The sequence below is a fragment of the Aeromonas sp. ASNIH4 genome (genome assembly GCF_002934425.1).
Taxonomy (GTDB): domain Bacteria; phylum Pseudomonadota; class Gammaproteobacteria; order Enterobacterales; family Aeromonadaceae; genus Aeromonas; species Aeromonas hydrophila.
In genome coordinates this window covers 4,297,238-4,322,102 of record NZ_CP026217.1, presented here as the reverse complement: position 1 = coordinate 4,322,102, position 24,865 = coordinate 4,297,238, and the positions used below count along the sequence as shown (strand labels likewise).

General features: G+C 57.8%; 27 protein-coding genes, 1 other RNA gene and 1 riboswitch. Of the genes, 23 read left to right on the top strand and 5 right to left on the bottom strand.

The features are described 5' to 3' along the window. Positions 1-20 precede the first annotated feature (20 nt). The 7 genes from rplM (at position 21) to C2U40_RS20205 (ending at position 4,833) form a co-directional block, all read left to right on the top strand. Complete coding sequence (gene rplM / locus C2U40_RS20235) at positions 21-449, top strand: 50S ribosomal protein L13 (RefSeq protein WP_005336289.1); 429 nt, start codon at positions 21-23, stop codon at positions 447-449. A 15-nt stretch (positions 450-464) separates the two neighbouring features. Further along, positions 465-857, top strand: coding sequence for a 30S ribosomal protein S9 (gene rpsI, locus C2U40_RS20230; RefSeq protein ID WP_005336286.1), 393 nt, complete (start codon positions 465-467; stop codon positions 855-857). Between the two features lie 295 nt (positions 858-1,152). After that, positions 1,153-1,743 (top strand): ubiquinol-cytochrome c reductase iron-sulfur subunit, encoded by a 591-nt coding sequence (gene petA, locus C2U40_RS20225; RefSeq protein WP_011707597.1) that lies wholly within the window; start codon positions 1,153-1,155, stop codon positions 1,741-1,743. A 2-nt stretch (positions 1,744-1,745) separates the two neighbouring features. Continuing rightward, positions 1,746-2,963: a cytochrome b gene (locus C2U40_RS20220; RefSeq protein WP_011707596.1), complete on the top strand. Its 1,218-nt coding sequence runs from the start codon at positions 1,746-1,748 to the stop codon at positions 2,961-2,963. Further along, positions 2,960-3,694, top strand: coding sequence for a cytochrome c1 (locus tag C2U40_RS20215; protein WP_085734751.1), 735 nt, complete (start codon positions 2,960-2,962; stop codon positions 3,692-3,694). The genes C2U40_RS20220 and C2U40_RS20215 overlap by 4 nt, the downstream gene beginning before the upstream one ends. An 87-nt stretch (positions 3,695-3,781) precedes the next feature. Next, positions 3,782-4,411: a stringent starvation protein SspA gene (gene sspA / locus C2U40_RS20210; RefSeq protein WP_011707594.1), complete on the top strand. Its 630-nt coding sequence runs from the start codon at positions 3,782-3,784 to the stop codon at positions 4,409-4,411. After that, positions 4,408-4,833, top strand: coding sequence for a ClpXP protease specificity-enhancing factor (locus C2U40_RS20205; protein WP_017409380.1), 426 nt, complete (start codon positions 4,408-4,410; stop codon positions 4,831-4,833). The genes sspA and C2U40_RS20205 overlap by 4 nt, the downstream gene beginning before the upstream one ends. A 33-nt stretch (positions 4,834-4,866) precedes the next feature. Here the strand turns inward: C2U40_RS20205 and C2U40_RS20200 are convergent, their stop codons facing one another. From C2U40_RS20200 to C2U40_RS20180, 5 genes are all read right to left on the bottom strand, one after another. Continuing rightward, positions 4,867-6,066: an ISL3 family transposase gene (locus C2U40_RS20200; protein ID WP_158656423.1), complete on the bottom strand. Its 1,200-nt coding sequence runs from the start codon at positions 6,064-6,066 to the stop codon at positions 4,867-4,869. 128 nt (positions 6,067-6,194) lie between these two features. After that, positions 6,195-6,773, bottom strand: a complete 579-nt coding sequence (gene dolP / locus C2U40_RS20195) for a division/outer membrane stress-associated lipid-binding lipoprotein (protein WP_024945441.1) — start codon at positions 6,771-6,773, stop codon at positions 6,195-6,197. 4 nt (positions 6,774-6,777) lie between these two features. Further along, positions 6,778-7,368: a D-sedoheptulose-7-phosphate isomerase gene (locus tag C2U40_RS20190; RefSeq protein ID WP_103827133.1), complete on the bottom strand. Its 591-nt coding sequence runs from the start codon at positions 7,366-7,368 to the stop codon at positions 6,778-6,780. Between the two features lie 9 nt (positions 7,369-7,377). Beyond that, on the bottom strand, positions 7,378-7,770 hold the full coding sequence (locus tag C2U40_RS20185) for a YraN family protein (protein WP_080768849.1): 393 nt from the start codon (positions 7,768-7,770) through the stop codon (positions 7,378-7,380). Continuing rightward, positions 7,691-9,478, bottom strand: coding sequence for a penicillin-binding protein activator (locus tag C2U40_RS20180; RefSeq protein ID WP_233768792.1), 1,788 nt, complete (start codon positions 9,476-9,478; stop codon positions 7,691-7,693). Before C2U40_RS20180 ends, C2U40_RS20185 begins: the two co-directional genes overlap by 80 nt. A gap of 199 nt (positions 9,479-9,677) precedes the next feature. On the opposite strand from C2U40_RS20180, the gene rsmI reads away from it, so the two are divergent. The 16 genes from rsmI to lfiJ all read left to right on the top strand — a co-directional run bounded on the left by rsmI (position 9,678) and on the right by lfiJ (position 24,865). After that, positions 9,678-10,511 (top strand): 16S rRNA (cytidine(1402)-2'-O)-methyltransferase, encoded by an 834-nt coding sequence (gene rsmI / locus C2U40_RS20175; protein WP_016352184.1) that lies wholly within the window; start codon positions 9,678-9,680, stop codon positions 10,509-10,511. A gap of 115 nt (positions 10,512-10,626) precedes the next feature. Continuing rightward, positions 10,627-11,013: RNase P RNA component class A (gene rnpB / locus C2U40_RS20170), an RNA gene on the top strand. A gap of 227 nt (positions 11,014-11,240) precedes the next feature. Then, positions 11,241-12,116, top strand: coding sequence for a lateral flagellar motor switch protein LfiM (gene lfiM / locus C2U40_RS20165; protein ID WP_181014726.1), 876 nt, complete (start codon positions 11,241-11,243; stop codon positions 12,114-12,116). A gap of 7 nt (positions 12,117-12,123) precedes the next feature. Then, the gene (gene lfiN, locus C2U40_RS20160) at positions 12,124-12,501 is read left to right on the top strand and encodes a lateral flagellar motor switch protein LfiN (RefSeq protein ID WP_103827131.1); all 378 of its coding nucleotides are present in this window, start codon (positions 12,124-12,126) and stop codon (positions 12,499-12,501) included. After that, a complete protein-coding gene (fliP, locus tag C2U40_RS20155; RefSeq protein ID WP_017409387.1) occupies positions 12,501-13,235 on the top strand; it encodes a flagellar type III secretion system pore protein FliP in 735 nt (244 codons plus the stop codon). Before lfiN ends, fliP begins: the two co-directional genes overlap by 1 nt. A gap of 1 nt (position 13,236) precedes the next feature. Further along, a complete protein-coding gene (gene lfiQ, locus C2U40_RS20150; protein ID WP_017409388.1) occupies positions 13,237-13,506 on the top strand; it encodes a lateral flagellar biosynthetic protein LfiQ in 270 nt (89 codons plus the stop codon). Further along, positions 13,503-14,285 (top strand): lateral flagellar biosynthetic protein LfiR, encoded by a 783-nt coding sequence (gene lfiR / locus C2U40_RS20145; RefSeq protein WP_017409389.1) that lies wholly within the window; start codon positions 13,503-13,505, stop codon positions 14,283-14,285. Before lfiQ ends, lfiR begins: the two co-directional genes overlap by 4 nt. Continuing rightward, entirely contained in the window at positions 14,282-15,418 is a 1,137-nt protein-coding gene (flhB, locus tag C2U40_RS20140; RefSeq protein ID WP_039213938.1) for a flagellar biosynthesis protein FlhB, read from the top strand. Before lfiR ends, flhB begins: the two co-directional genes overlap by 4 nt. Before the next feature lie 3 nt (positions 15,419-15,421). Next, positions 15,422-17,497 carry a lateral flagellar biosynthesis protein LfhA gene (lfhA, locus tag C2U40_RS20135; protein ID WP_103827130.1) on the top strand — a complete coding sequence of 692 codons (2,076 nt, stop codon included), beginning with the start codon at positions 15,422-15,424 and terminating at the stop codon, positions 17,495-17,497. A gap of 196 nt (positions 17,498-17,693) precedes the next feature. After that, positions 17,694-17,781, top strand: a riboswitch (cyclic di-GMP riboswitch). A 138-nt stretch (positions 17,782-17,919) separates the two neighbouring features. Further along, positions 17,920-19,296: a lateral flagellar response regulator transcription factor LafK gene (lafK, locus tag C2U40_RS20130; protein WP_043163923.1), complete on the top strand. Its 1,377-nt coding sequence runs from the start codon at positions 17,920-17,922 to the stop codon at positions 19,294-19,296. Between the two features lie 12 nt (positions 19,297-19,308). Beyond that, the gene (gene lfiE, locus C2U40_RS20125; RefSeq protein ID WP_017409393.1) at positions 19,309-19,635 is read left to right on the top strand and encodes a lateral flagellar hook-basal body complex protein LfiE; all 327 of its coding nucleotides are present in this window, start codon (positions 19,309-19,311) and stop codon (positions 19,633-19,635) included. 17 nt (positions 19,636-19,652) lie between these two features. After that, positions 19,653-21,395, top strand: a complete 1,743-nt coding sequence (gene fliFL / locus C2U40_RS20120) for a lateral flagellar M-ring protein FliFL (protein ID WP_080708613.1) — start codon at positions 19,653-19,655, stop codon at positions 21,393-21,395. Then, positions 21,382-22,410: a lateral flagellar motor switch protein FliGL gene (gene fliGL / locus C2U40_RS20115; RefSeq protein WP_017409395.1), complete on the top strand. Its 1,029-nt coding sequence runs from the start codon at positions 21,382-21,384 to the stop codon at positions 22,408-22,410. The genes fliFL and fliGL overlap by 14 nt, the downstream gene beginning before the upstream one ends. 12 nt (positions 22,411-22,422) lie before the next feature. Beyond that, positions 22,423-23,115: a lateral flagellar assembly protein FliH gene (gene lfiH / locus C2U40_RS20110; protein WP_043163919.1), complete on the top strand. Its 693-nt coding sequence runs from the start codon at positions 22,423-22,425 to the stop codon at positions 23,113-23,115. Then, complete coding sequence (gene lfiI, locus C2U40_RS20105; RefSeq protein WP_103827129.1) at positions 23,108-24,436, top strand: lateral flagellar FliI-like assembly ATPase LfiI; 1,329 nt, start codon at positions 23,108-23,110, stop codon at positions 24,434-24,436. The genes lfiH and lfiI overlap by 8 nt, the downstream gene beginning before the upstream one ends. A gap of 12 nt (positions 24,437-24,448) precedes the next feature. Next, positions 24,449-24,865: a lateral flagellar protein LfiJ gene (lfiJ, locus tag C2U40_RS20100; RefSeq protein ID WP_103827128.1), complete on the top strand. Its 417-nt coding sequence runs from the start codon at positions 24,449-24,451 to the stop codon at positions 24,863-24,865.

The window sequence follows — 24,865 nt, the reverse complement described above, 5'->3', positions numbered from 1 at the left end:
AGGTAATTGGGTTTAACTTAATGAAAACTTTCGTTGCCAAGCCAGAAACCGTAAAACGTGACTGGTACATTGTGGACGCAGAAGGTAAAACTCTGGGTCGTATCGCAACCGAGATCGCTGCTCGTCTGCGTGGTAAGCACAAAGCTGAGTACACTCCGCACGTTGACACCGGTGATTACATCATCGTTGTAAACGCTGAGAAGGTACACGTAACCGGTAAGAAATTTACCGACAAAATGTACCATGCTCACTCCGGTTTCCCGGGTGGTATCAAGTCCATCAGCTTCGACAAGCTGATTCAGCGTAAACCGGAAATGGTAATCGAAGCTGCCGTCAAAGGCATGCTGCCGAAGGGTCCGCTGGGCCGTGCCATGTTCCGTAAGCTGAAAGTTTACGCAGGCGCCGAGCACGCTCATGCTGCTCAGCAACCTCAAGTACTGGATATCTAACGGGAACTGGCAACAATGGCAGAAAATCAATACTACGGTACCGGCCGTCGCAAAAGCTCCACTGCTCGCGTATTTATCAAAGCGGGTAGCGGTAAAATCGTAATCAACCAGCGCTCCCTGGAGCAGTACTTCGGCCGTCCGACTGCCCGCATGGTAGTTCGTCAGCCGCTGGAACTGGTTGAGATGACCGAGAAACTGGACCTGTACATCACCGTTAACGGTGGTGGCATTTCCGGTCAAGCTGGTGCGATCCGCCACGGTATCACTCGTGCTCTGATGCAGTACGATGAAACCCTGCGTTCCGAACTGCGTAAAGCAGGCTTTGTTACTCGCGATGCCCGTAAGGTTGAGCGTAAGAAAGTCGGTCTGCACAAAGCTCGTAAGCGTCCGCAGTACTCCAAGCGTTAATTCGCTTTTGGTACGCACTCTCGCGAGTGTCAAAAAAGCCTGGCCATGTGCCAGGCTTTTTTTATTGGTAATATTACCAACGGCATTGCTAACACCACGTCACAAAAGACAAAAAATTGTGTATTTATTGTTTTTGACCTTCGCTTCTCTTTCTTGTCAAGTTGTTATCTTTTCTTTAAAATTCCCTCGGTTTTTCTGTGACAATTGTAACTCCGCTTCCGCCGCTGTTGTCACGGAAGAAAGGGGAACAGGGACACAATAAGAATGTGCGGAGTCCACATGGGAGAGTTTTTGGATGAGCAATGCGCCAGTTGATACCGGTCGCCGCAGATTTCTTACCTGGTCAACGGTCGCCGTTGGTGGGGTAGGAGCTGCTTTTACCGCAGTGCCGTTTATTAAGTCATGGAACCCGAGTGCCAAAGCCAAAGCGGCGGGTGCTCCGGTCGAAGTGGATATCAGTAAGTTGGAACCAGGCCAGCTCATCCGTGTTGAGTGGCGAGGCAAGCCGGTCTGGGTGGTGAAACGCACCAAGCAGACGCTGGATGCCCTGGCCGCGCACGACGACAAGTTGCGCGATCCGGCTTCCGACGAGCCCCAGCAACCCGACTATGCCCACAACGGTTACAGGTCCATCAAGCCGGAGATCTTCGTGGCAGTCGGTATCTGCACTCATCTGGGCTGCTCCCCCTCCTATCTGCCGGACAGCTTTGGCGAGCAGGTGCAGGGCGTGACCTCAGGCTTCTTCTGCCCCTGTCATGGCTCCAAGTTCGACATGGCTGGTCGAGTGTTCCAGGGGGTGCCCGCACCCTTGAACCTGGTCATTCCGCCGTACAAATATCTTAGCGACACCACCATCCTGGTCGGTGCCGATGGCAAGGAGGCCTGACCATGTTTGCCAAACTGATGGGCTGGATTGACTACCGCTTTCCGCTCACTGCCATGTACAACGACCACATGGCCAAGTATCCGGCGCCCAAGAACCTGAACTTCTGGTACTTCTTTGGCTCGCTCGCCATGCTGGTGCTGGTCAACCAGATCATCACGGGTATCTGGCTGACCATGAACTACAACCCCTCCGCCGAAGGTGCCTTCGCCTCCGTGGAGTACATCATGCGGGATGTGGACTACGGCTGGTTGCTGCGCTACATGCACTCCACCGGCGCGTCTGCGTTCTTCATCGTTGTCTATCTGCACATGTTCCGCGGTATGATCTACGGCTCCTACCAGAAGCCGCGCGAGCTGCTGTGGATCTTTGGCATGCTGATCTTCCTCTGCCTGATGGCGGAAGCCTTCATGGGTTATTTGCTGCCGTGGGGCCAGATGTCGTTCTGGGGGGCCCAGGTCATCATCTCGCTGTTTGGCGCCATTCCGGTCATCGGTGACGATCTGACCTTGTGGATCCGCGGTGACTACGTCATCTCCGGGGCTACCCTGAACCGCTTCTTCGCGCTGCACGTCATCGCCCTGCCGCTGGTACTGGTGATGCTGGTGGCCATGCATATCCTGGCGTTGCACGAAGTGGGTTCCAACAACCCGGACGGTATCGACATCAAGAAGCACAAGGACGAGAACGGCTGGCCGCTGGATGCGGTGGCATTCCATCCTTACTTCACGGTCAAGGACATGATCGGCGTTGCAGGCTTCCTGTTCCTGTTCTGCGCCATCATCTTCTTCAAGCCGGACATGTGGGGTTATTTCCTCGAGAAGCCGAACTTTGAAGTGGCCAATGGTCTGAAGACCCCGGCGCACATTGCCCCGGTCTGGTATTTCACCCCCTTCTACGCCATCTTGCGGGCGGTGCCTGACAAGCTGCTGGGCGTCATCATGATGGGGCTCTCCATCGTGGTGCTGTTCCTGCTGCCCTGGCTGGATCGCTGCAAGGTTCGTTCGGTGCGCTATCGCAGTACCCTGCACAAACTGAACATCGCCCAGTTCGTGGTCTGCTTCATCATTCTCGGGGTGCTCGGCGTCTTGCCATCGACTCCGACCCTGACGCTGATCGCCCAGATCTGTACCCTGGGTTATTTCGGGTTCTTCGTCCTGTTGTTCTTCTACAGCAAGAATGAAAGCACCAAGCCGCTGCCGGAGAGGGTGACATTTAAATGAAAAGAATAATTTTTGCAGTGCTGACCCTGCTGCCGTCGCTGGTGTTTGCCAACACCGGGGTTGTGCACCTGGACAAGGCCAACTATGACCTGAACGACAAGGCGTCGTTGCAGCGTGGTGCGGCCACCTTCATGAACTACTGCTTTGGCTGTCACAGCACCCAGTACCAGCGTTACAACCGGGTGGCGGCAGACATCGGTATTCCGGAAGATCTGATGGCGGCCAACCTGATCGTCAATGGTGCCAAGATCGGCGATCTGATGGAAAACTCGGTGCCGGACAAAGATGCGGCCAAATGGTTTGGCGCCCCGCCCCCCGATCTGACGCTGGTTGCCCGGGTACGTGGTGCCGACTGGATTTACACCTACCTGCGCTCCTTCTACGTGGATGAGACCCGTCCGTTTGGCGTGAACAACGTGGTATTCCCGTCCGTGGGCATGCCCCATGTACTGGAGCCGCTGCAAGGCACGCCCCGCGCCGAGTTCGCGACCCACACCGTCGACGGAGTGGAAGTACAGCAGGTTGTCAGTGTCAAATCTGACGGCAACGGTGAAATGAATAACGAAGAGTATGATCAGACGGTACTGGATCTGGTAAACTTCTTGGTCTACTCGGCTGAACCGGTACAACAGGAGCGCGAACGCATGGGCTTCTGGGTACTTGGCTTCATCGTGATCTTCTTCATCTTCACTGTGCTGTTGAAGAAGGAATTCTGGCGCGACGTTCACTAAGCGACCAGATCCGGGTAATATAATGCACGGCAATGAAGACCAAGAGGCTTCATTGCCGTTTCTGCTTTTTAATGACGGGAGGGTTCAATGGCTGTAGCTGCCAATAAGCGTTCGGTAATGACGCTGTTTTCCGGTGCCAACGATATGTTCAGCCATCAGGTGCGCATTGTCCTGGCGGAGAAGGGTGTTAGCGTAGATATCTGCCAGGTTGACCCAAGCAACCTGCCGGATGAGCTGGCCGAGCTGAACCCCTACAACACCGTACCGACCCTGGTCGATCGCGAGCTGGCGTTGTACACCTCACGCATCATCATGGAGTATCTGGACGAGCGCTTCCCGCACCCGCCCCTGATGCCGGTCTACCCTGTGGCCCGCGGCAACAGCCGTCTGATGATGCATCGTATCGAGCTGGACTGGTATTCTCTGGCCGACAAGATCATGGCGGGTACTGACGTGGATGCGGCGCGTGCCGAACTGCGGGACAACCTGCTGGCCATCGCGCCGATCTTCGGTGAAATGCCCTATTTCATGAGCGAAGAGTTTGGCCTGGTCGACTGCTACATGGCCCCGCTGCTGTGGCGTCTGCCGAGCCTCGGTATCGACTTCACCGGTCGTGGCGCCAAAGAGCTGAAGGCCTACATGGTTCGTCTGTTCGAGCGCGAGTCTTTCCAGGCTTCCCTGACTGAAGCCGAGCGCGAGATCCGTGCCGGCGTATGAGCATGGAACCGACAATGACACCCAGTCGCCCGTACCTGCTGCGGGCGTTCTTCGACTGGTTGCTGGACAATGACCTGACCCCGCATCTGGTGGTCAACGTCAACATCCCTCATGTGATGGTGCCGATGCAGTTTGTCCAGGATGGACAGATAGTGCTGAACATCGCCCCCCGTGCGGTAGGGCAGTTCCACATGGACAATGAAGCCATCAGCTTCAGCGCCCGTTTTGGTGGTGTCTCCCAGCAGGTTTACATCCCGATGGCGGCCGTATTGGCCATCCATGCCCGGGAAAACGGCGTGGGAACCCTGTTCCCGCCTGAGCCGGGTTATGACCTCTGGCTGGAGCAAGCCGAAGCACCGGTGGAACCCGAGCCGGAACCGCCGCGTCCGAGCGGTCGTCCGACCCTGAAGGTCATCAAATAAAAAACGCAGCCAGCTGGCTGCGTTTTTTTAGGTTCATCGCGTCTTTCCGGGGAAGGCGGCCTTGATTTTCAGGAAAAAGTATTCTGAGTCCCGAAACCCATAGGCCATGCGTTTTATCACCTTGATTCGATTATTCACCCCCTCCAACTGGCTGGTGTGCATTGGAAAGAGGGCGCTCGCTAAGATGCCTCGGATGTAACGCCGGAGGTTTCTGGCAAAATCCTTCAAGGGTGCCAGACCACTTTCCCTGGCGTGCCGCGTCCAGCCCCTCCACCGTCGCCAGCCTTCCCGGATGTCGGGGGCGTACCAAATTTCCTTCAAGGCATCCTTGAGTACATAGGCTGTGGCCAAGGGCTGATTGGCGGCCAGTAGTTCCTGCAATTGCACCTCTTGCCCTTCCTTGAGGTTCTCCCGATTGCGCAGCAGCAGCCAACGCGCTTGCTTGACCACCTTGCGAGCTGGCTTGTCATGCTGCAATGCGTTGGCCTGATCCACCCGGATACGGTCTATCACCTTCCGACCGTAGCCCGCCACGACATGGAACAAGTCATAAACCACCTCGGCTTGCGGACAGTGCTCTTTCACCTCCAGATCGAAGGCGGAGTTCATGTCCATGGCAACGGCTTCAATCTGTTGGCATTGTTCGCCCAACAGCTTGAAAAAGGGGCGAATGGCCTCCCGGCTATTACCGTGGCCCACCCACAACACACGAGTCCGTTCAGCATCCATGATCACAGTGGCATAACGATGGCCTTTATGCAGGGCGAACTCGTCCATCACCAGCCGTCGCACAGCGCCAGGTTCAAAGGTGCCAACACTGGCTTGGAGTCGGCGTATGTCGATGGTCTTGATGGTATGCCAATGCAGTCCGGTGAGCAGGTTGACATGACTGATGGGCATCAACTCAAGCAAGGCCTCAACCCAGCTCTGCAATCGTTGTGTGATGCGTGAACTGGGAGGCAACCACGCGATATGTTCAGACACCCGGCCGCAGTGCAGGCAGTCAACGCGACGGATGGGGACTTGCAGGCGAACCCGCAGTTCAAACAGATCGCGGTCACGGACTAGGCGGGTGCGACGATCGTGGACCAATGGGCAGGGCTGATGACACTTGCCACAAAGAGGCAGGTGGTTAGAACGAGGTTCAAGAGCGAAAGTAATTTGTGTGGCACAGCGGCTATGGACAGAAACGTCGTAGCCTGGCCAGAACGAGGCAAAATTAATATCATGCATAGTGACAGCAGGGTGAAGGAACCGGTTTGTTTGGCGACTACCAGTTTACCCGATCCCTGTCTGTCAACTTACCTTTCCCCACGCTTGCGCGAAGAACCTTTTTTTATGCCGAGCGTCGGTAGTCAGCGCTAGTTCTGGGCGAACTCGAAGGCCTTGATCACGCGCTTCACGCCGCTGACGTGGCGGGCGATCTCGACGGCATGATCCCCTTCCTGGCGGGTCACCAGGCCAATCAGGAATACCTCGCCATTCTCGGTGACCACCTTGACCTTGGCACTGTCAAAATTCTTGGCACCCAGCATGTCTGCCCGCACCTTGGAGGTGATCCAGGAGTCGTTGCTACGAACCCCTATACTGACCGGCTGGCCGAGGCGCAATTCGTTGTAGACGTGGCGCACCCCCTCGATGCGGGCCACTATCTTGCCAGCTTCGAGCTTGTAAGCGTCAGAAGGTGTCTGGCCGACCAGCAGCACGCGGCCGTTGTTGCTGTAGACGCTGATCTTGCTGGCCGCGCTCAGCGGCTTGTTGTCAGCCAGCAGGTTGGCCGCTTTCAGCTCGATAGCCTGATCATCCCACTGGGCGCCCAGGGTGCGGCGATCGCCGGAGGCTTTGGCGGTGCCAGCGGCACCGCCTACCACTACGGCCGCGCAGCCTTGCAGCAGCAGGGTGCCGGCCAGCAGGCCGAGCAGGAGCATTTGCTTGTTCATGGTTTCAATCTTCCTGTTGCGGGAAAAGAGTCTGGTCGATGAGATCACACAGGCAGTGCAGGGTCAACAGGTTCACTTCCAGAATGCGGGGTCGACGAGCCGACGGCACCCGGATCTCCACGTCGTTGGGGCCGAGCAGACCGGCGATCTCGCCGCCGTCACCGCCACCCAGCACCACTATGGTCATGTCGCGGGAGAGGGCTGCCTCGGCGGCCTTGATCAGGCTGCGGCTGTTGCCCGTGGTGGTGATGACTACCAGGATATCGCCGGGCTGACCGAGCGCCCGGATCTGCTTGGCATACACCTCTTCAAAACCGTGATCGGTGGCGATGGCGCTGATGGTGGCCATGTCAGGGGTCAGCGCCATGCCGGGCAGGGAAGGGCGCTCGGTTTCGTAGCAGTTGACCAATTCCGAGATGAACAGCTGGGCCAGCGCTGCGGAAGGACCGTTGCCGCATGCCACCACCTTGTGGCCATTGAGCAGGCAGATGGTCAGCATCTGGGCTGCGGTATGGATGGCATCCGGCAGCGCCTCGGCGGCGGCTATCTTGGTCTGGATGCTCTCGGTGTAGTTTTCTTTGATGCGGTCAGTCATGGGGTCCTCTTAAAATGCGTTCTGGATCCAGTCTGGCTGGTCGCCCTCGAACGCGATCACATCGAATCGGCAGGCCTGGCTGGCCTCGTTGATGGCATGTTGCTTGAAATAGTGGCGCGCTGCCAGCACGATCTTGTGCTGCTTGCGACGGGTGACTGAAGCGGCGGCGCCGCCATGGCTGGTCTGGGCGCGGTAGCGGACCTCAACAAACACCAGGGTCTCCCCCTGGCGCATGATGAGATCGATCTCGCCGCCCCGGCAGCGGTAGTTGCGGCTCACGGGTTGCAGGCCGCGGGCCTGCAACCAACGTTCCGCTAGCTGCTCAAAGTGCTGTCCCTTGCTCGGTGCTGACGGGAACAGGTTCTGCCACTGCTGGTGCATCCGTGCCAATAGACCCTTCATGGGGAGCTCCCTCGAGCTGAGGCATGGCACTGTCGCTGACCAGCTTGCCATTCTGGTAGGTGGCCCAGTCCAGTACCCGCACTATGTTGCCGCTGGCATCCACGCTCAGCTGGCCGCTCATGCCCGGCTGCTGCATGGCATTGACCTTGCGCATCTGCTGCAGGTTTTCCGCCAGCGCCACGGCATCGTAGCCCAGCGCGAACAGGCGCAGCAGGTCACCCTGGGTTTGCGGCCAGAGCAGGGCGATCTGTTCGCGCTGCTTCTCGTAACCGCCCAGCAGCAGCGGCATGTCGGAGATATGCATGCCGTTGAGCTCGGAAGCCACTTCGGTGGTGGCGCTGTCATAGCTGCGCGAGCTGCTGTAGATCGGCAGGCTGCCCATCGGATTGACCGAGATGTCCACATACGGCTTGATCATCCGGGTCTCCAGGCTGTTGGCGACCACATAGACCACGTCGATGCTGCGCGGCGCCGTGTCAGCAAGCTGCATCACTTCGCCGGCCCGGGCGGTGGAGCGACCGCTCAGAGCGTTCTTGACCATGCCCTGCACTTCGTTGCGAGCGCCGAAGGTGGCGACGACCGGCTTGTCCTGGCTCACGGTGGCCCAGGCCTGTTCAAACGCCTTGATGCTGCCATAACCGATCCGCCCCTGGGCGGCGATCAGCAGCGGCTTGCGATAGCCCTGACCGTAGAGGTACTGGGCGGCCTGCGCTGCATCGGCGGCGGCGGAGAGGGAGAAGTAGAAGGTGTTGTCATTGACGATCGGCTTGTCCAGCTCGTTGAGTGCCAGCACCGGCACGGTCGGATTGGACTTGAGCAGCTCCTCGACCCGGTCTTTGAGCAGCGGGCCGATGATCATGTTGGCCCCTTCCTGAATCGCCTGTTTGTAGAGCTCGCCCACCGCCTTGGTCTGGGTGTCGTAGAAGTTCAGGGTGAACTGACCCTGATTCTCTTTGTAAGACATCAGCATGCCGTTGCGGATGGCGGCGCCCTGAGGCTCCAGATTGCCGGAGAGCGGCAGGAACACGGCGATCTGCTGCAGGGTATTGATGTTGCTGGTCGCCAGATCGCCCAGACCCGCCGGCATGTCTTTCTGGGCCGGGTGGTTCGGGAAGGCCTGTTTCCAGCCAGCGAGCTGGCGTGCCAGCTGATTGGGCTGGGCGCCGAACTCGTTCACCAGCGCCGCCAGTCGCAGCCAGCCGGTAGTCACGTCGGGAGCCGGCGCCTCTTCCAGTGCCTGCAGGGTGGAGGGGGTCATGCTTTTGAGCAGTGACCAGATTTGCTGGTGATTGGTGGCCAGCTCATTCTGGGCCAGATAGGGCTCCAGCAGGATCAGCGACTTGGCGGCTCCGAACTTGTTGTTGATGTCCAGCTGCAGCACCACCCGCTGGCGATACCAGTCCTTCTGGGTATCGGCATCCAGCACCACCTCGGGCTTGCCCTCCAGCAGGATCAGCGCCTGGTTGGCGTTGCCCTGGGCGAGCAGCAGGTGAGCCTGCAACAGTTGCAGTTGGGCCTTTTGCTCGGCGCTCTGGCCCTGCTTCTGCAGTTGCTGGAACAGGGCCGCGGCCGGCTTGGCCTGGCCGAGCGCCAGATAGCTGCGCGCCGCCATCACCTGCCAGGTGAAGGCTTCGGCTGGTTTGGCCGGATCTACCTGTGCTAGATACCACTGGGCATTCTTGGTCAGATCCGAGAAGGCCGACGGCATGCCGGATTGTCCGGTTGATTGATTGGGCTCCGACGCACAGGCGGCAAGCAGTACTGCCGCGAGTAGGATGCCGAAGAGTCGTGATACACTTAGCTGCTTTGTAACCCGGTTCAAGTTCATTCCCCGACCAGTGTTGAAATTCTCCATAGTGTAAACGGGCCAATATGGCGACACAATTGTCGGGACACTCGGAGCTCCCATGAGTGACATCCCAACCCTGTACATAGTCCCCACCCCGATCGGCAATCTGGCTGACATTACCCAGCGTGCATTGGACATTTTACGCAGTGTCGATCTGGTGGCAGCCGAGGATACCCGCCATACCGGCATCCTGCTCAGCCACTATCAAATCTCGGTGCCCACCTTCGCGCTGCACGATCACAACGAACAGCAGAAGGCGGACGTGCTGATCGGCCGGATAAAAGAGGGCAAGAGCGTGGCCCTGGTCTCCGATGCCGGCACCCCGCTCATCAGCGACCCCGGTTATCACCTGGTCACCCGTTGTCGCGAAGCCGGGGTCAAGGTAGTGCCGCTGCCCGGCCCCTGTGCTGCCATCACAGCGCTTTCCGCGGCCGGGCTGCCCACCGACCGGTTTGCCTTCGAAGGCTTTTTGCCGGCAAAAGCCAAGGGCCGTGACGACCGTTTGCAGGCGGTGATCGAAGACACCCGCTCACTGGTGTTCTACGAATCCCCGCGTCGGGTGCAGGACACGGTGGAAGCAATCGCCCGCATTCTCGGCGAACGCCAAGTCGTGGTGTGCCGCGAGCTGACCAAGACCTTCGAGTCGATCCACGGTCTGCCAGCCTCCGAAATGCTGGTCTGGCTGGGTGAGGACGAAAATCGCTGCCGCGGCGAGATCGTGCTGGTGGTTGCGGGGGCCAATAAAACGGAAGAGGAACTGCCGGCCGAGGCGATCCGTACCCTGGGACTGCTGGTGGCCGAATTGCCATTGAAGAAAGCGGCGGCGCTCACCGCCGAGATCCACGGGGTGAAAAAGAACGCGCTCTACAAGTACGGCCTCGAACATTACTGAAGCGGGCAGATGCAGGCCGGAGGCCAGCCTTGGCGTTCTCTCGAGTGCGATTAACTCGGTCAAAACTCAATTGCAGGTTTACCCGAGGTGCCGGACAAGGCTATAATCCGCGCCCGGAGTTGGCTGGGCAATCGCTGCTTCGTCGTTGTGTCCCTCGGGACAGACGGGCGGAGGGGAGGAAAGTCCGGGCTTCATAGGGCAGGGTGCCAGGTAACGCCTGGGGGGCGTGAGCCTACGACCAGTGCAACAGAGAGCAAACCGCCGATGGCCCGCAAGGGATCAGGTAAGGGTGAAAGGGTGCGGTAAGAGCGCACCGCGCGACTGGCAACAGTTCGTGGCACGGTAAACTCCACCCGAAGCAAGACCAAATAGGCCCCTATTGGCGCGGCCCGCGTTGGGGGCGGGTAGGTTGCTTGAGCCAGCGAGCGATTGCTGGCCTAGAGGAATGATTGCTACCCGGGGCAACCCGGTACAGAACCCGGCTTACAGGCCGACTCCGACCTATTCAAGGTATGCAAATACCAACCAATCCCGGCACCTTCTGGTGCCGGGATTTTTATTATGGAGTTGCGAGCCTGGTGCGTGGCGCCTTTTAGGGTTTTGTAATAAAGTTCTCGCCCATTCTGGTCGCTCTAAGTCGGCTGGACTATCTATACCGATCACATGGCTGGCCTGATAGACGCCTTCGTGGCTGTAAGGTGAAATAAGAATGGCTAAGGTGGATTTTGAATGTCATCAAGCGGCGTAATGCTCACACCTTCCCGGTTGCTCTGTGCACAGCGGGGCAAAACTCTTCCCCATTACGATCTTCTTGGTATTGAACGTGCCGACCAGGAACGACTCAAACAAATCAATGCCCTGTTGGGAACCTTTTCTCTGCAAGCGGCAGGGTGTATGGCCCAGCTTTTCAATAGCGCGGATTGTGAACTGAATTATCAGGAGTTCACCGTGCTGGCATCCCCCGAGCATGACGACGGTCTGATCTGGGTTGAAGCTCGCAGTGCACTCGATGCGCATCGGGTTGCCTATTTTTCTATCTTGCCGGCCGTCATATATCGCCTGGCCGTGCTCTTTTTTGGTGGTGCATTGCGCGACCAGAGCGAGGCTCCCTCCCATGGTAAAGGGCTGACCGATACCGAGCAGCGACTGATGCTGCGTCTTTGCCAATATCAGGTCGACATCTGGTCTTCATGTCTGGGACTGGGCGATCTTGATTGGCAGCTGACCCTGATTACCCGCGATGCATTACCGCAATCACGGTTGTGGATGGCAGAGGCCAACCTGACCGTGGGCAGTTTTGCCCACGGTTGGCGGCTCTGGTTGGTACCACCTGCCGAGAGTAACGGTTGCTCTGTGGGACATGATTTGCAGGATGGAGAATTGGAGCAGGCATTGACACATGTGCCAGTGCGGTTGCGCGTGGTCATGGGGCAACTCTCCATGACACTGGCCGATCTGGAGTGCCTCAAGGTAGGCGATGTGCTCTCGCTGGATCTACCGGAGGTAGTTCCGGCCCTGATTGGCAATCGTTCCTGTTTCAGCGGACGAGTCGCCGAACATAAAGGCAACCTGGTCTATCAGGTCGCGACAGTTGTAGAGGAATAATCACATCATGAACGAGCACAATATGAACGACCCGCTGGACCTGGATGGACTGGATCAACTGTTTGGTGATGATATCAGCATGCCGAGTGCCGCCGATTACATGTCCCCCACCAGTAGCAGCAAGCAGCGCGATCTCTCCTTTTTTCGCCAGATCCCGGTCAAAGTGACATTGGAAGTGGCCAGCACCGAAGTACCTCTTGGTGATTTGATGCGTGTTGAAGAGGGAGCCGTGATCGAGCTCGACAAGTTGGCTGGTGAACCGCTGGATGTTCGAGTCAACGGCCGACTGCTTGCCAAGGGGGAAGTGGTCGTGGTCAACGGCAAGTATGGCCTGCGTCTGGTAGATCTGATCGACACCAATTTGCTGGGTGGCATGGACGACTGATGCGCCATCTGCTGTTTGCTCTGCTGCTGTTTTCGCTGCCCGGCTGGGGGGCGGATATGACGCTGTTCTCAGTACTGCCAGGGGCTGGTGGCGGTGAGGACTACAACATCAAGTTGCAGATCCTTTTCTTCATGACCCTGTTGGGATTGCTGCCGACTCTGTTGCTGATGATGACGAGTTTTACTCGTATTATCATAGTGTTGGCAATTTTACGGCAGGCGATGGGATTGCAGCAAAGCCCGCCTAATAGGGTGTTGATCGGCATCAGCCTGATCCTGACGTTGGTGATCATGCGTCCGGTCTGGACCGATATGTATCAGAACGCGTTTGTTCCCTACGATCAGAACGAAATTACCTTGTCGGAAGGGCTGGCCCGGGCTGAAAAACCGCTGCGTCACTTTATGCTGGCCCAGACCCGGGAGCCGGATCTGGAGCAGATGCTGCGGATCTCCGGTGAGCCCACCACCCTCAGCAAGGCCGATGTCCCGTTTGGTGTCTTGTTGCCGGCGTTTGTGCTGAGCGAGCTGAATACGGCATTCCAGATCGGATTCATGTTGTTTATCCCCTTTCTGGTGATCGACCTAGTGGTGGCCAGCGTGCTGATGGCGATGGGGATGATGATGTTGTCCCCTCTGATCATTTCGTTGCCATTCAAGCTGATGGTGTTCGTGTTGGTAGACGGCTGGTCGATGACGGTCGGTACGCTGGCGGCCAGCTTTGGCGGGGGAGGCTGACATGACGCCGGAGCAGAGTGTTGCGCTGGTTGGCGGTGCCGTCAACCTGGTCGTGGTGATGGTGTCGGTGCTGATTGTTCCCGGCCTCGTCATCGGCCTCATCGTCAGCGTGTTCCAGGCCGCAACGCAGATCCAGGAGCAGACCCTCAGCTTTCTGCCTCGTTTTTTGGTAACCCTGATGACGCTCATCTTTACCGGAAACTGGCTGCTCTCCCAAATCACTACCCTGTTCCACGATCTGTTTTTGAAGATACCCGGATTGATCGGATGAATTCTCTGCTGTCCCTCAGCGCAGCCGACCTGACGGCCTGGTTGGGGCAGTGGTGGTGGCCGTTTATTCGGATCGCCACCGCCTTCTGGGTGATGCCCATCTTCGGTGATGGCAGGTTGCCGCCCCAGGTTCGTCTGTTTCTTGCCTTCATCATCAGCCTGCTGCTGGCGCCCATGCTCAAGGGCATGCCCGTGGTCGATCCTTTCAGCACGGGCGCACTGGTGCTGACCATAGAGCAGTTATTGTTTGGGCTGCTGTTCGGGCTTTGTGTCCAGATGCTGTTCATGATCATGACCATGGCCGGTCAGATCCTCTCCATGCAGATGGGTCTGGCGATGGCGGTGATGAATGATCCCAGCAACGGAGATACGGCCCCCATCGTCAGTCAGCTGATGCTTATCTTCTGCTCATTGCTGTTTCTCGGCCTGAATGGGCATCTGGTGACGCTGGACGTGCTGGTGCAGAGCCTGCGGAGCTGGCCGCCCGGCTCCTCGCTCGATCTGCTGGATATGAAGGGCGTCATCGGTCTGTTTGGCTGGAGTATCGGGGCCGCCCTGATCCTGACTCTGCCGGCCGTGGTTGCCATGTTGATGGTCAACCTTACCTTCGGGGTGATGAACAGAACTGCGCCTTCCCTGAATATCTTCTCGCTGGGCTTTCCCATGACACTGATGTTGGGCCTGCTGACCATGGCCATTTCCATCAGCGGTGTGCCGGCTCGTTACCTTGATCTGGTGACCTATGTGCTGGAACAGCTCAGGGCATTGACACCTTCATGAGTCAGAACAGCGCTCAGGACAAAACCGAAGAGGCCTCCTCCCAGAAACTGCGCAAGGCACGGGAAGAGGGGCAAATTGCGCGCTCAAAGGAGCTGAGCTCGGCCGGGCTGCTGTTGCTGGGGGGGCTAGCAATGCAATGGATGGTGCCCAGCTTCGGCAACTTCTTTGCCGAGTTGATGAAACGCCCCCAGCGTTTCGACTGGCAGGGGGCCCGGGATCCCCAGATGATGCTTCACTGGACGGCAGAAGCCCTGCTCAGCATGTTGTGGGTATTGCTGCCTCTGTTCGGTTTTCTGGCCCTGCTGCTGGTGATGCTCAGCATTGTTCCGGGCGGCATGGTACTGACCTGGAAGAAACTCCTGCCCAGTGCGGAAAAAATCAATCCGCTCAAAGGGCTTAAACGGATGTTCTCGTCTCACAGCATGATGGAACTGCTCAAGTCGGTACTCAAGATCCTGCTCATTGGTTCGACGCTGGCCTTGATGTTGCAGCACCAGTGGCCCTTGCTGATGATGATGAACCGTATGCCTCCCCAGGCTGCGATGGAGCAGGCGCTGCGCATTCTTTCGCAGGCATTTATTTTGCTTGGTTCCGTGCAGATGCTGATTGCCGTGTTGGACGTGCCCTATCAGCGCTGGTCGTTGAACAAGCAGTTGCGCATGACCAAGCAGGAGGTCAAGGATGAGCACAAGAATAGCGAAGGCCGACCCGAGATAAAGGCCAAGATCCGCCAGGTTCAGGGGATGCTTGCCAGGGCGCGCATTGAACAGCGTGTGCCGCAGGCTGATGTGATCATCGTCAACCCGACCCATTATGCGGTGGCCATCAAGTATGACCCTGCCCGGGCCAATGCACCTTATGTGATTGCCAAAGGGGTCGACGGCATGGCGGAACGTATCCGCCAGGTCGCAAAGCAGCATGACAAGATGGTCATGAGTCTGCCTGAGCTGACCCGGGCCATTTACTACTCCACCCGGGTGGACCAGGAGGTGCCGGCAGGCCTCTATACCGCGGTCGCCTATGTGCTGAACCATGTATTGCAGTTACGGGCCTATGCGGCTGGCAAGGGGAAAAAACCCAATCCTCTTGCACCTTTGCATGTGCCGCCCGAGTTACGTCAACCTGAGAGGTAAGTTGTGAACTGGCGTGTATTGACCAAATCCTATACCGCGATCCCCATGATGCTCCTGGCCATTCTGGCCATGATGATCCTGCCTCTGCCGGGTTGGCTGCTGGATGCTCTGTTTACATTCAACATAGTGTTGGCAGTGCTGGTGTTGCTGGTTTCTGTCTCGGCTCGTCGACCGCTCGATTTTTCCGTGTTTCCGACCGTTTTGCTGGTTGCCACCTTGATGCGACTGTCGCTGAACGTCGCTTCTACCCGGGTTGTGTTGCTGCATGGTCATGAAGGGCATGAGGCCGCGGGCAAGGTCATTCAAGCCTTTGGTGAGGTGGTGATTGGCGGCAACTATGTTGTCGGTCTGGTGGTCTTCGTGATCCTGATGATCATCAACTTCGTGGTGATCACCAAGGGGGGAGAGCGGATCTCCGAGGTGTCGGCGCGTTTCACCCTGGATGCCATGCCGGGCAAACAGATGGCGATCGATGCCGATCTCAATGCCGGCACCATGGATCAGCATCAGGCGCGAGCAAGGCGTGATGAGATCGCAAGGGAAGCTGACTTCTACGGTGCGATGGACGGCGCGTCCAAATTCGTGCGTGGTGACGCCATTGCCGGTCTGCTGGTGCTTATCATCAACCTGGTTGGCGGTTTGGCCATCGGTATTTTCCAGCACTCTCTGCCTGTTGCTGAAGCGTTCCAGAGCTATGCACTGCTCACTATCGGTGATGGTCTGGTTGCCCAGATCCCCTCCCTGTTGATGTCGACTGCAGCGGCCATCATAGTGACCCGGGTCAGTGATGAAGGAGAGATGTCTGATCAGGTGGGTCAGCAGATCCTGGCATCGCCTCGGGTAATCTACACTGCGGCTGCCATCATGCTGATCCTGGGTCTGGTACCCGGTATGCCCATGCTGGCATTCCTCAGCTTCGCGGCCGTACTGGCCTGGGCTGGCTGGAGCGTGAGCAAGCGTCGGGCCAATGAACCGGATCTGGATGCCGCGCAAGAATTGACTCGTCAGCTGGTTCAACCGGAACCGCAGGGGTTGGAGTGGCAGGATTTGCTGCCGGTCGATGCGGTTGCCATTGAACTGGGTTACCGGCTGGTACCACTGGCTGAGGCCGACAAGGGGGCTGAATTGCTGGCTCGGGTGCGGGGCATTCGTAAAACCTTGTCAGAACAGTATGGTTTTCTGCTGCCCGAAATCCGGGTACGTGACAACCTGCAACTGCAGCCGGATCAATACCGGATCAAGCTGTCAGGTGTAGGGCTGGCGACCGGTAGCGTGGATTGCCAGCGACTGATGGCGATCAGCAGTGGTGAAACCTATGGTGCGCTGGACGGTGAGCTGACACAGGATCCGGCCTATGGCATGAGTGCAGTCTGGATCTCGCCTGAGAACAAGGCCAAGGCTCTGAACCTGGGCTATTCGGTGGTCGATTCTGCGACCGTCATCGCCACCCATGCAAGCAAGCTGCTCAGGGAGCAATTGGATGGGTTGTTCGGTCATGACGAGGTCGGCAAGCTCGGCCAGCACCTGGCTACCCAGTCTCCTCGTCTGGCGGAAGAACTGAATCTGGCGCTGACCCAAATGCAGCAATTGCGAGTTTTTCGTCAACTGCTCAAGGAGCAGATCAGCCTGACCGATATCCGCACCATTGCCACTACCCTGCTGGATGCGAGTGAGTTGACCAAGGATCCGGTTCTGCTGGCCTCCGATGTGCGTTGTGCACTCAAGCGTCAGATTGTCAGACAGGCCATCGGCAACCGGGATGTACTGGCCACTTTTACGCTGGATGATCGGCTGGAGCAAACCTTGCTGGCGGCCATGAACCAGTCCCAGCAGCAAGGCAAGATCCAGTTGGACAGTTTTCCGGTTGATCCCCAGTTGCTGGCTCAATTGCAGCAAAACATGCCGCTGGTGAAGGAGCAATTGCAACAGCAGGGACATGCTCCCGTGCTGGTGGTCATGCCTCAACTTCGCCCCCTGATGGCACGCTATGCCCGTTCATTTTCAAAAGGCCTCAAAGTGCTCTCTTATAATGAAATTCCGGAGGATTTGCGGGTGGAAGTTATTGGCACCTTGGGCTGAAGCAGAACTGCCATGTTAATGAACTGACAGGAAGATGATATTCCGCATATCTACTTGAATTGTCATTGGAAGCCGTTATGATGTGACTGTTTTTGACGCACTTGATGTTAAAAATAAATAACAAATATAACAATTCACATGTGCCATGCAGCTCCCACCGAATAGGTGGTGCCGCCTTGTCCCAATACGGACAGTCGCATGATAAAGGCAAACTGAACTGAAAAGTCAGGACGCAAAGCCTCCGGTCTAATAGCAGGAATGCTAATGATAGCGGGGTTACCAAGGCCATTGTCACCGCCTTGATATCACTTCTCACCCAATAGATGACGTCTTTTTTGGCGCCTTTTGGGGATGGTGCGCTTTTATTTTTGACACATCAGTTCTGTTGATTGGTTTGTCCACAATCACGGGTTCGGGTTCCTATGCTTTCGGATTTATCTACTAAAAAAAACTCAAGGCCAATCGCTATTGAGAGTGCTCCCCATTTGTTATTGATTGGCTCTTCGTTATCAAATGGAAACGATATTGCAGGAATATTGTTGGCCCATGGCTATAACATTTCCTGTGTTGATTCCATCAGCAAATCAAAATTAATTCTCGCTGATAATTCAGTTAATCTGATCCTGCTCGATATGGATGCCATGACCGAAGCCGGTCCGCAATTGGTACATGATTTCAGTGGTACTGATTGCATGGTGTTGGTCAACGAACATCAAGCCTATCTTGCGGCGGAAGCGATGCGGGCGGGGGCCATCGACTATATCATCAAACCCTTCAGTGGCCAGCAGATGGTTGATGCGGTGAAGGGGGCGCTGCGTTTGCGTCAATCCATTCCCAATCTGATCGCTGTCTCCGCCATGAGCCTGCAGGTACTGCAACTGGCCCGCCGCGCGGCCAAGACCCCTGCCACCATTCTGATTGGTGGTGAGTCCGGTACCGGCAAGGAGCGATTGGCCCGTTATATCCACGATATGTCCAGCCGGTCCGGTCGACCATTCGTTGCCATCAACTGCGCAGCTATCCCCGAATCCATGCTCGAGTCCATTTTGTTTGGTCACAATAAGGGCGCGTTTACCGGTGCAACGGGAGCCCAGGCCGGGAAATTCGAGCAGGCCCAGGGAGGCACGCTGCTGCTCGATGAAATCTCCGAATTGCCGTTGACGCTGCAGGCAAAATTGCTGCGGGTCTTGCAGGAGAAAGAAGTCGAACGGCTCGGCAGCCACCAAACCATTGCGCTGGATGTCCGGATCATCGCCGCCAGCAACAAGGATCTACGCACCCTCGTTACGGCAGGTCAGTTTCGGGAGGATCTGTTTTACCGCCTCGATGTGCTGCCCATGAGCTGGCCTGCATTGCGCGAACGCCCCGACGACATATTGCCGCTGGCAGAATACTTCATTGAACTGCATGCCCCGCAGCAGGGCTATCGCCTTAGTGAAAATGCGCGCAAGCAACTGCTTACATACGGCTGGCCCGGTAATGTCAGGGAGTTGGACAATGTCATACAACGTTCATTGATCATGGCTCGCGGATTGCATATTCAGGCCGTCGATTTGATGCTGCCCAGTTACACCATTGAATCCGACGATGCGTTGCCGGAAGTGCTTTCCGCCCCGGAAGGGCTGAGTGAGACTCGCCGCTACGCAGAATTTCAATTTGTACTAGAGACCTTGCGCCGCTTTCGCGGCCATCGGACCCGCACGGCTGAAGCCCTTGGGATGACGACCCGGGCACTGAGATACAAGCTGGCGGCCATGCGTGAGCAGGGCATAGATATTGAGCAGCAGCTTCAAAACTAAGGGATAAACCGAGTGAAGATTGAAATGATGTCATCACAGGTGACGCTCTTGCAGCAGATGCAGGAGATGCAGCGAGTCGCCAGCCAAACCCCTGTTATCGAATCAAATGATGTCTCGAACGTATCATTCGGTGACGCCATGCGCGATGTGGTTGGCCGGGTCAACGAGCAACAAAATATCGCCTCACGGCTGATGACAGCCGTGGATGCGGGTCAGAGCGATGATCTGGTTGGTGCCATGGTTGCCAGCCAGAAAGCGGGCCTCAGTTTCTCCGCCCTCATGCAGGTGCGAAACAAGCTGATGACCGGTTTCGACGACATTATGCGTATGCCACTCTGAGGTAAGTGATGACTGAACTGGTAACGTCCCCGCAAGGGGCTTCGGATTCCTTCAGAACACGCGTCCAGGAGGGGTTGCGCAATTGGCGCAGTCTGTCCCGCGACAACAAATCCATCCTGACCATAGCGCTGCTCGCCGCCATCGTGGCGGGCACCATAGTGGTGATCCTGTGGACCTCCAGCAAGAACTACGTCCCTCTTTACGGCAAGCAGGAGTTGTATGACACGGCCAACATCATGGAGATGTTGGAGAAAGAGCAGGTGCCATTCAGGCTGGAGAAGAGCTCCGGCCAGATCCTGGTGCCAGAAAATCAGCTGGCCCATGTGCGCATGGCGCTGGCGGCCAGAGGGGTGAGGGCCGCCATGCCCGCCGGTCTGGAAGGGCTGGACAATGTGACTGGTCTCGGGACCAGTGAGTTCATGGAGGGAGCCCGTTACCGGCATGCGCTGGAAGGAGAGCTGGCGAGAACCATCATTTCTCTGGATGCGGTGCGCAGTGCCCGCGTGCATCTGGCGATCCCCAAGCGGACACTGTTCGTCGGCCGGGATGAAGAGAAGCCAAGTGCCTCCGTCATGCTGGACCTGCAGCCTGGTCAGGCCATGGAGCCTGGACAGGTCGAAGCGATCGCCAATCTGGTCGCTGGCAGCATCTCCGGTATGAAGCCGGGGGCAGTGACCATAGTGGATCAGGCGGGTCAGCTGCTCAGCGCCGAACTGGGAGACAAGGCTGGCTTTGGCAAGCAGAGCGTGCAGCAGATGGAGTATGTACGAAAGCTAGAGCAGTACATCCGTCAGCGCGCCAACGACATGCTCTATCCCATGCTGGGCACCGGCAACTTCAGGGTACAGATTGCTGCCGACGTGAACTTCAATGCGGTAGAGGAGACCCAGCAACAGCTGGATCCACAGGGCGTGGTCACCAAGGAGTCCAGCAAGTCGGACAAAACCATTGATGCGCTGGCATTGGGGATCCCCGGCGCCTTGTCCAATCGCCCGCCCGAAACGACCCCCAAGACTGAACAACCAGCACAGAATCAGGGGGCGGCCAGTGCAGAAGCCCAGAAGAACGATTCTCGTACCGAGCGCCAAGAGGTCAACAAGCAGTACGAAAACAGCCGCACCATAGTGCACACCCGCTACCAGCAAGGTCGCCTGGAGAAGATGAATGTCTCCATCTTGCTGAATCAGCAGAGTGCCCCCAAGGGTGGCTGGAATGAACAGCAGCTGGAGCAGATCCGGCAGATGGTGGAACGTTCGGTGGGGTTTGACGATACCCGTGGCGATCAGATCAGCCTGCAGGTATTCGATTTTACCGGTGCCGTGCCGATCGCTCCGCCCGAGTCGAGCTGGTGGGAAACCCCGTACTGGCAGGACTCTCTGCGTTATCTGGTGGGCGGCCTGCTTGGCCTGACGCTGGTGTTCTTCGGCATAAGACCGTTGGTCAAACATCTGGTGCGTACCCAGCAGTTGCCTGAGGAAACCGCGACCGAAGAGCAAGATGAGCCGCTGGAACCGACAGTGGGTCTTTCCATGCGCCGGGATGATGATGCGGCTCTGGCTGCCCCCGCGATGGGCAATGGTTTGATCCGCTCTGACAACCAGATGGAACCGCAGTTCTCCTCGCTGGATCTGGAGGCTTTGCCAGAGCCGGGCTCCGAACTTGAAGTACAGCTCAAACACCTGCAACTGCTGGTGGAAAAAGACACGGCGCGCGTCGCGGAAGTGGTCAGATCATGGGTGAGTGGCAATGAACAACGTTAACCTGAACCAAAACGCCGTCGACATCGACATCGACAATCTGGAGAAGGCCGCGATTCTGCTGCTGAGCATGGGGACCGAGGCTGCCGCCAAGGTGATGCAAAAGCTGTCCCGTGATGAGGTACAACGACTTATCTCCAAGATGGCTGGCCTGTCAGGGGTCAGTTCGATGGAAGCCAAGTGGACGCTGCAGCAGTTCTTCAATCAGTACCGTGAACAGAGCGGCATTGGCAGCGCCTCACGCGAGTATCTGGAACAGACGCTGGATCTGGCGCTGGGTCAGCGCCTCTCCCGCAGCCTGCTCGACAGCCTGTATGGCGACGTGATGAGCCAGGACATCCAGCGTTTGCAGTGGGTACCCGCCGAGGTGCTTGCCCGTTTCTTCCGCAATGAACATCCACAGATGCAGGCCGTGTTGCTGGCCTTCCTGCCCCCGCAGACGGCATCCGCCGTGCTGGATGCTCTGCCGGGTTCGGTGCACGACGATCTGCTGGTTCGTGTTGCCAGTCTCAACAGTGTCAGCGAACACGTGCTGGGAGAATTGCGTCTGACCCTGGACCGTTGTCTTGCTTATGTTGCCGATCAGTCGGGAGCCAAGGTCAACGGGGTGCGCCAGGTGGCGGACATTCTGAACCGCTATCAGGGTGACAAGGAGCAGATGCTCTCTCTGCTGCGCGAACACGATGGCGACATGGCGCTGGAAATCGAGAAAAACATGTTCGATTTCATGGCGTTGCGCCGTCAGACCGACGAAACCCTGCAGCGTCTGGTGCAGGAGCTGCCAGGCGATCTGCTGGCGTTGGCACTGAAAAATACCGAGGCCAGCTTCCGCAAGGTGGTGCTGGGAGCCATGCCGAAGCGGATGGCACAGGCGTTGGAAGCCCAGATTCAGGGACAGGGCAGTGTCTCTCTGCGCAAGGTCGAACAGGCCCGCGAAGAGGTGATGCAGCTGGTCCGCGAATTGGTGGAGCAGGGCGAAGTCGAATTCCAGCTATTCGAAGAACCCACCGTCAATTAACAGGAGGCGTCCATGAGCCACAGTGTGCGCAAGCTGGCGGCGGGAGCCACCCGTCTCTATCGTTTCCCGTCCTTGGGACAGAGTGGAGAAGAGGCACAGAGCCAGCAGGAACAATTCGAATTCGGCTATCAGCAGGGTCTGGAACAAGGTCACGACGAAGGATATCAGTCAGGGTACCAGCAGGGCCTGACCAGCGGTCTGGTGGAAGGGGAGGCGAAGGGGCTACAACAAGGGCAAACCCGCGGGTTTGCCCAGGGACTGGCGGAAGGGCGAGCCTCTTTCGATCAGGCCATGGTGCCGTTTGCCAAATTGCAGGCGCAATGGGAGTCCCTGACCCGCAGCCGCATGCAGGAACAGAAGGAACTGGTTGCCCAGCTGGTTGCCCAGGTGGCGAAGCGGGTGATCCAGGCCGAGTTTACGCTCAATCCGCAACAGGTGCTCAAACAGGTAGAACAGGCGTTGGCGAGCCTGCCAGCCACCTCGGAAGAACTGGTGATCTATCTCAGCGAAGGGGATCGGCAGCGACTGGCAGAGCAGGGGGTGACCCGCTGCGAGGGGTGGCCATTGCAGGTGGACCCGGCACTGGGAATAGGCGATGCACGCCTTGAGACCCGGGCGGCGGTCATTGAGGTCAACACGAGCGAACGCCTTGCCGCCTGTATGGAGCAGCTCAACAGCACACTGGAATTGCCCCAGGATGCATGAAGCCCTGCAACAGGCGCTCACATCGGCGCTGGACAGTTTTGATAATGTCCCCGGCTTTCGCCGCTATGGCCGGCTGGTGCGGGTGACGGGGTTGACGCTGGAGGTGGTGGGCTGCCAGCTGGTGATGGGTCAGCGTTGCCGGGTCGATACTGCGACAGGCACGCCATTGCTGGCTGAAGTGGTGGGCTTCAACCGCGATGTCTCCTATCTGATGCCGCTGCAACCGATGGGCGGTCTCTATGCCGGAGCCCGGGTGCTGCCCATCGACGGTGAAGAGACGATTCGGGTTGGTGAACACCTGCTGGGTCGTGTCGTCGATGGCCTGCTGCAGCCACTGGATGGCCGGCCGCTGCGCGATGAGGGGGAGCATGTAGCGCTGTTCTCTTCCCCCCCGAACCCTTTACTGCGTACACCGGTTCGTGAGCCGCTGGATGTAGGCATCCGCGCCATCAACGGCTTGCTGACGGTCGGCAAGGGACAGCGGCTGGGCCTGTTTGCGGGCTCAGGGGTCGGCAAGAGTATGTTGCTCGGCATGATGACCCGCAATACCACCGCCCAGATAGTCGTCGTCGGCCTGATTGGTGAGCGGGGGCGCGAGGTGCGCGAGTTCATTGAGCACAGCTTGGGGGCGGAGGGGCTGGCTCGCGCCGTGGTGATAGCGGCGCCGGCAGATCAGTCACCACTGATGCGGCTGCGGGCGGCTCAGCTGTGCCACCGTATCGCCGAGTACTTTCGTGAGCAGGGTCAGGATGTGTTGCTGTTGATGGACTCTCTGACCCGCTATGCCCAGGCCCAGCGTGAAATAGCCCTGGCAATAGGGGAACCGCCCGCGACTCGAGGTTATCCACCCTCGGTATTCAGCATGCTGACCCAGCTGGTGGAGCGAGCCGGTAATGGTACGCACCCGGATGGTTCCCTGAGCGCCTTCTATACGGTGCTAGCGGAGGGGGATGATCAGCAGGATCCGGTCGTGGATTCGGCTCGCGCCATTCTGGATGGTCACATAGTGTTGACCCGCAGATTGGCGGAGGAAGGTCACTATCCAGCCATCGACATTGGTGCCTCGGTCAGCCGGGTAATGCCGCAAGTGGTGCCTGCCGAATGGCAACAACTGGCCGTCACGTTGCGTCAACTGTGGGGCCGTTATCAGCAGGTGCGTGAATTGCTGCCGCTAGGTGGTTATCAGCCTGGCGCCGATCCCCAGATGGATGAAGCCGTGCAGCGTTATCCAGCCATTGCTGCTTTTCTGCAGCAAGGCATCCACGAAGAGACCCCTCTCGCTCAGGTCACCGCCGGGCTCCGACAAGTGCTAGGAAGGTAATAAGGGGCTACCGTGCTGAAGTCTTATCTTGGTTTGCAGCAGGATGCGTTGGAAAACATGGGCAAGGAGCGCCAACGACTGCGGGAAGATGCCATGCGGGAAGAGCAGCGGGCATTGCGGTTGCAGGAGGTCATTGGCTCATTGCACAGTGGTTCGGCAACTTTTCACCCCCTGTTGTGGCAGAACAAGCATCAGATGGATGGTCAGCTGCGGCAACTGCTGGCCCATCAAATGCAGCAGTCTGCTCTTGCCAGACTCGATCTGGAGCGACACGAGGGAGAGGTGCTCAAACAGTTTGGTCGGGTCAAAGGGCTGGAACTGCTGTTGGATAAACGTGAACAGGTACAGCAGCGGCAGCTGGAGTCGCGCGATCAACGCCAGCTGGATGAGCTGGCCAGTCTGCGGCATCGCATGATGAAAGTGGAGTAG

What these genes read in the sequence shown, in the direction of transcription:
- rplM (WP_005336289.1), top strand. Translation starts at nt 21, where the DNA reads ATGAAAACTTTCGTTGCCAAGCCAGAAACCGTAAAACGTGACTGGTAC.
- rpsI (WP_005336286.1), top strand. Translation starts at nt 465, where the DNA reads ATGGCAGAAAATCAATACTACGGTACCGGCCGTCGCAAAAGCTCCACT.
- petA (WP_011707597.1), top strand. Translation starts at nt 1,153, where the DNA reads ATGAGCAATGCGCCAGTTGATACCGGTCGCCGCAGATTTCTTACCTGG.
- C2U40_RS20220 (WP_011707596.1), top strand. Translation starts at nt 1,746, where the DNA reads ATGTTTGCCAAACTGATGGGCTGGATTGACTACCGCTTTCCGCTCACT.
- C2U40_RS20215 (WP_085734751.1), top strand. Translation starts at nt 2,960, where the DNA reads ATGAAAAGAATAATTTTTGCAGTGCTGACCCTGCTGCCGTCGCTGGTG.
- sspA (WP_011707594.1), top strand. Translation starts at nt 3,782, where the DNA reads ATGGCTGTAGCTGCCAATAAGCGTTCGGTAATGACGCTGTTTTCCGGT.
- C2U40_RS20205 (WP_017409380.1), top strand. Translation starts at nt 4,408, where the DNA reads ATGAGCATGGAACCGACAATGACACCCAGTCGCCCGTACCTGCTGCGG.
- C2U40_RS20200 (WP_158656423.1), bottom strand. Translation starts at nt 6,066, where the DNA reads ATGCATGATATTAATTTTGCCTCGTTCTGGCCAGGCTACGACGTTTCT.
- dolP (WP_024945441.1), bottom strand. Translation starts at nt 6,773, where the DNA reads ATGAACAAGCAAATGCTCCTGCTCGGCCTGCTGGCCGGCACCCTGCTG.
- C2U40_RS20190 (WP_103827133.1), bottom strand. Translation starts at nt 7,368, where the DNA reads ATGACTGACCGCATCAAAGAAAACTACACCGAGAGCATCCAGACCAAG.
- C2U40_RS20185 (WP_080768849.1), bottom strand. Translation starts at nt 7,770, where the DNA reads ATGAAGGGTCTATTGGCACGGATGCACCAGCAGTGGCAGAACCTGTTC.
- C2U40_RS20180 (WP_233768792.1), bottom strand. Translation starts at nt 9,478, where the DNA reads ATGCCGTCGGCCTTCTCGGATCTGACCAAGAATGCCCAGTGGTATCTA.
- rsmI (WP_016352184.1), top strand. Translation starts at nt 9,678, where the DNA reads ATGAGTGACATCCCAACCCTGTACATAGTCCCCACCCCGATCGGCAAT.
- lfiM (WP_181014726.1), top strand. Translation starts at nt 11,241, where the DNA reads ATGTCATCAAGCGGCGTAATGCTCACACCTTCCCGGTTGCTCTGTGCA.
- lfiN (WP_103827131.1), top strand. Translation starts at nt 12,124, where the DNA reads ATGAACGAGCACAATATGAACGACCCGCTGGACCTGGATGGACTGGAT.
- fliP (WP_017409387.1), top strand. Translation starts at nt 12,501, where the DNA reads ATGCGCCATCTGCTGTTTGCTCTGCTGCTGTTTTCGCTGCCCGGCTGG.
- lfiQ (WP_017409388.1), top strand. Translation starts at nt 13,237, where the DNA reads ATGACGCCGGAGCAGAGTGTTGCGCTGGTTGGCGGTGCCGTCAACCTG.
- lfiR (WP_017409389.1), top strand. Translation starts at nt 13,503, where the DNA reads ATGAATTCTCTGCTGTCCCTCAGCGCAGCCGACCTGACGGCCTGGTTG.
- flhB (WP_039213938.1), top strand. Translation starts at nt 14,282, where the DNA reads ATGAGTCAGAACAGCGCTCAGGACAAAACCGAAGAGGCCTCCTCCCAG.
- lafK (WP_043163923.1), top strand. Translation starts at nt 17,920, where the DNA reads ATGCTTTCGGATTTATCTACTAAAAAAAACTCAAGGCCAATCGCTATT.
- fliGL (WP_017409395.1), top strand. Translation starts at nt 21,382, where the DNA reads ATGAACAACGTTAACCTGAACCAAAACGCCGTCGACATCGACATCGAC.
- lfiH (WP_043163919.1), top strand. Translation starts at nt 22,423, where the DNA reads ATGAGCCACAGTGTGCGCAAGCTGGCGGCGGGAGCCACCCGTCTCTAT.
- lfiI (WP_103827129.1), top strand. Translation starts at nt 23,108, where the DNA reads ATGCATGAAGCCCTGCAACAGGCGCTCACATCGGCGCTGGACAGTTTT.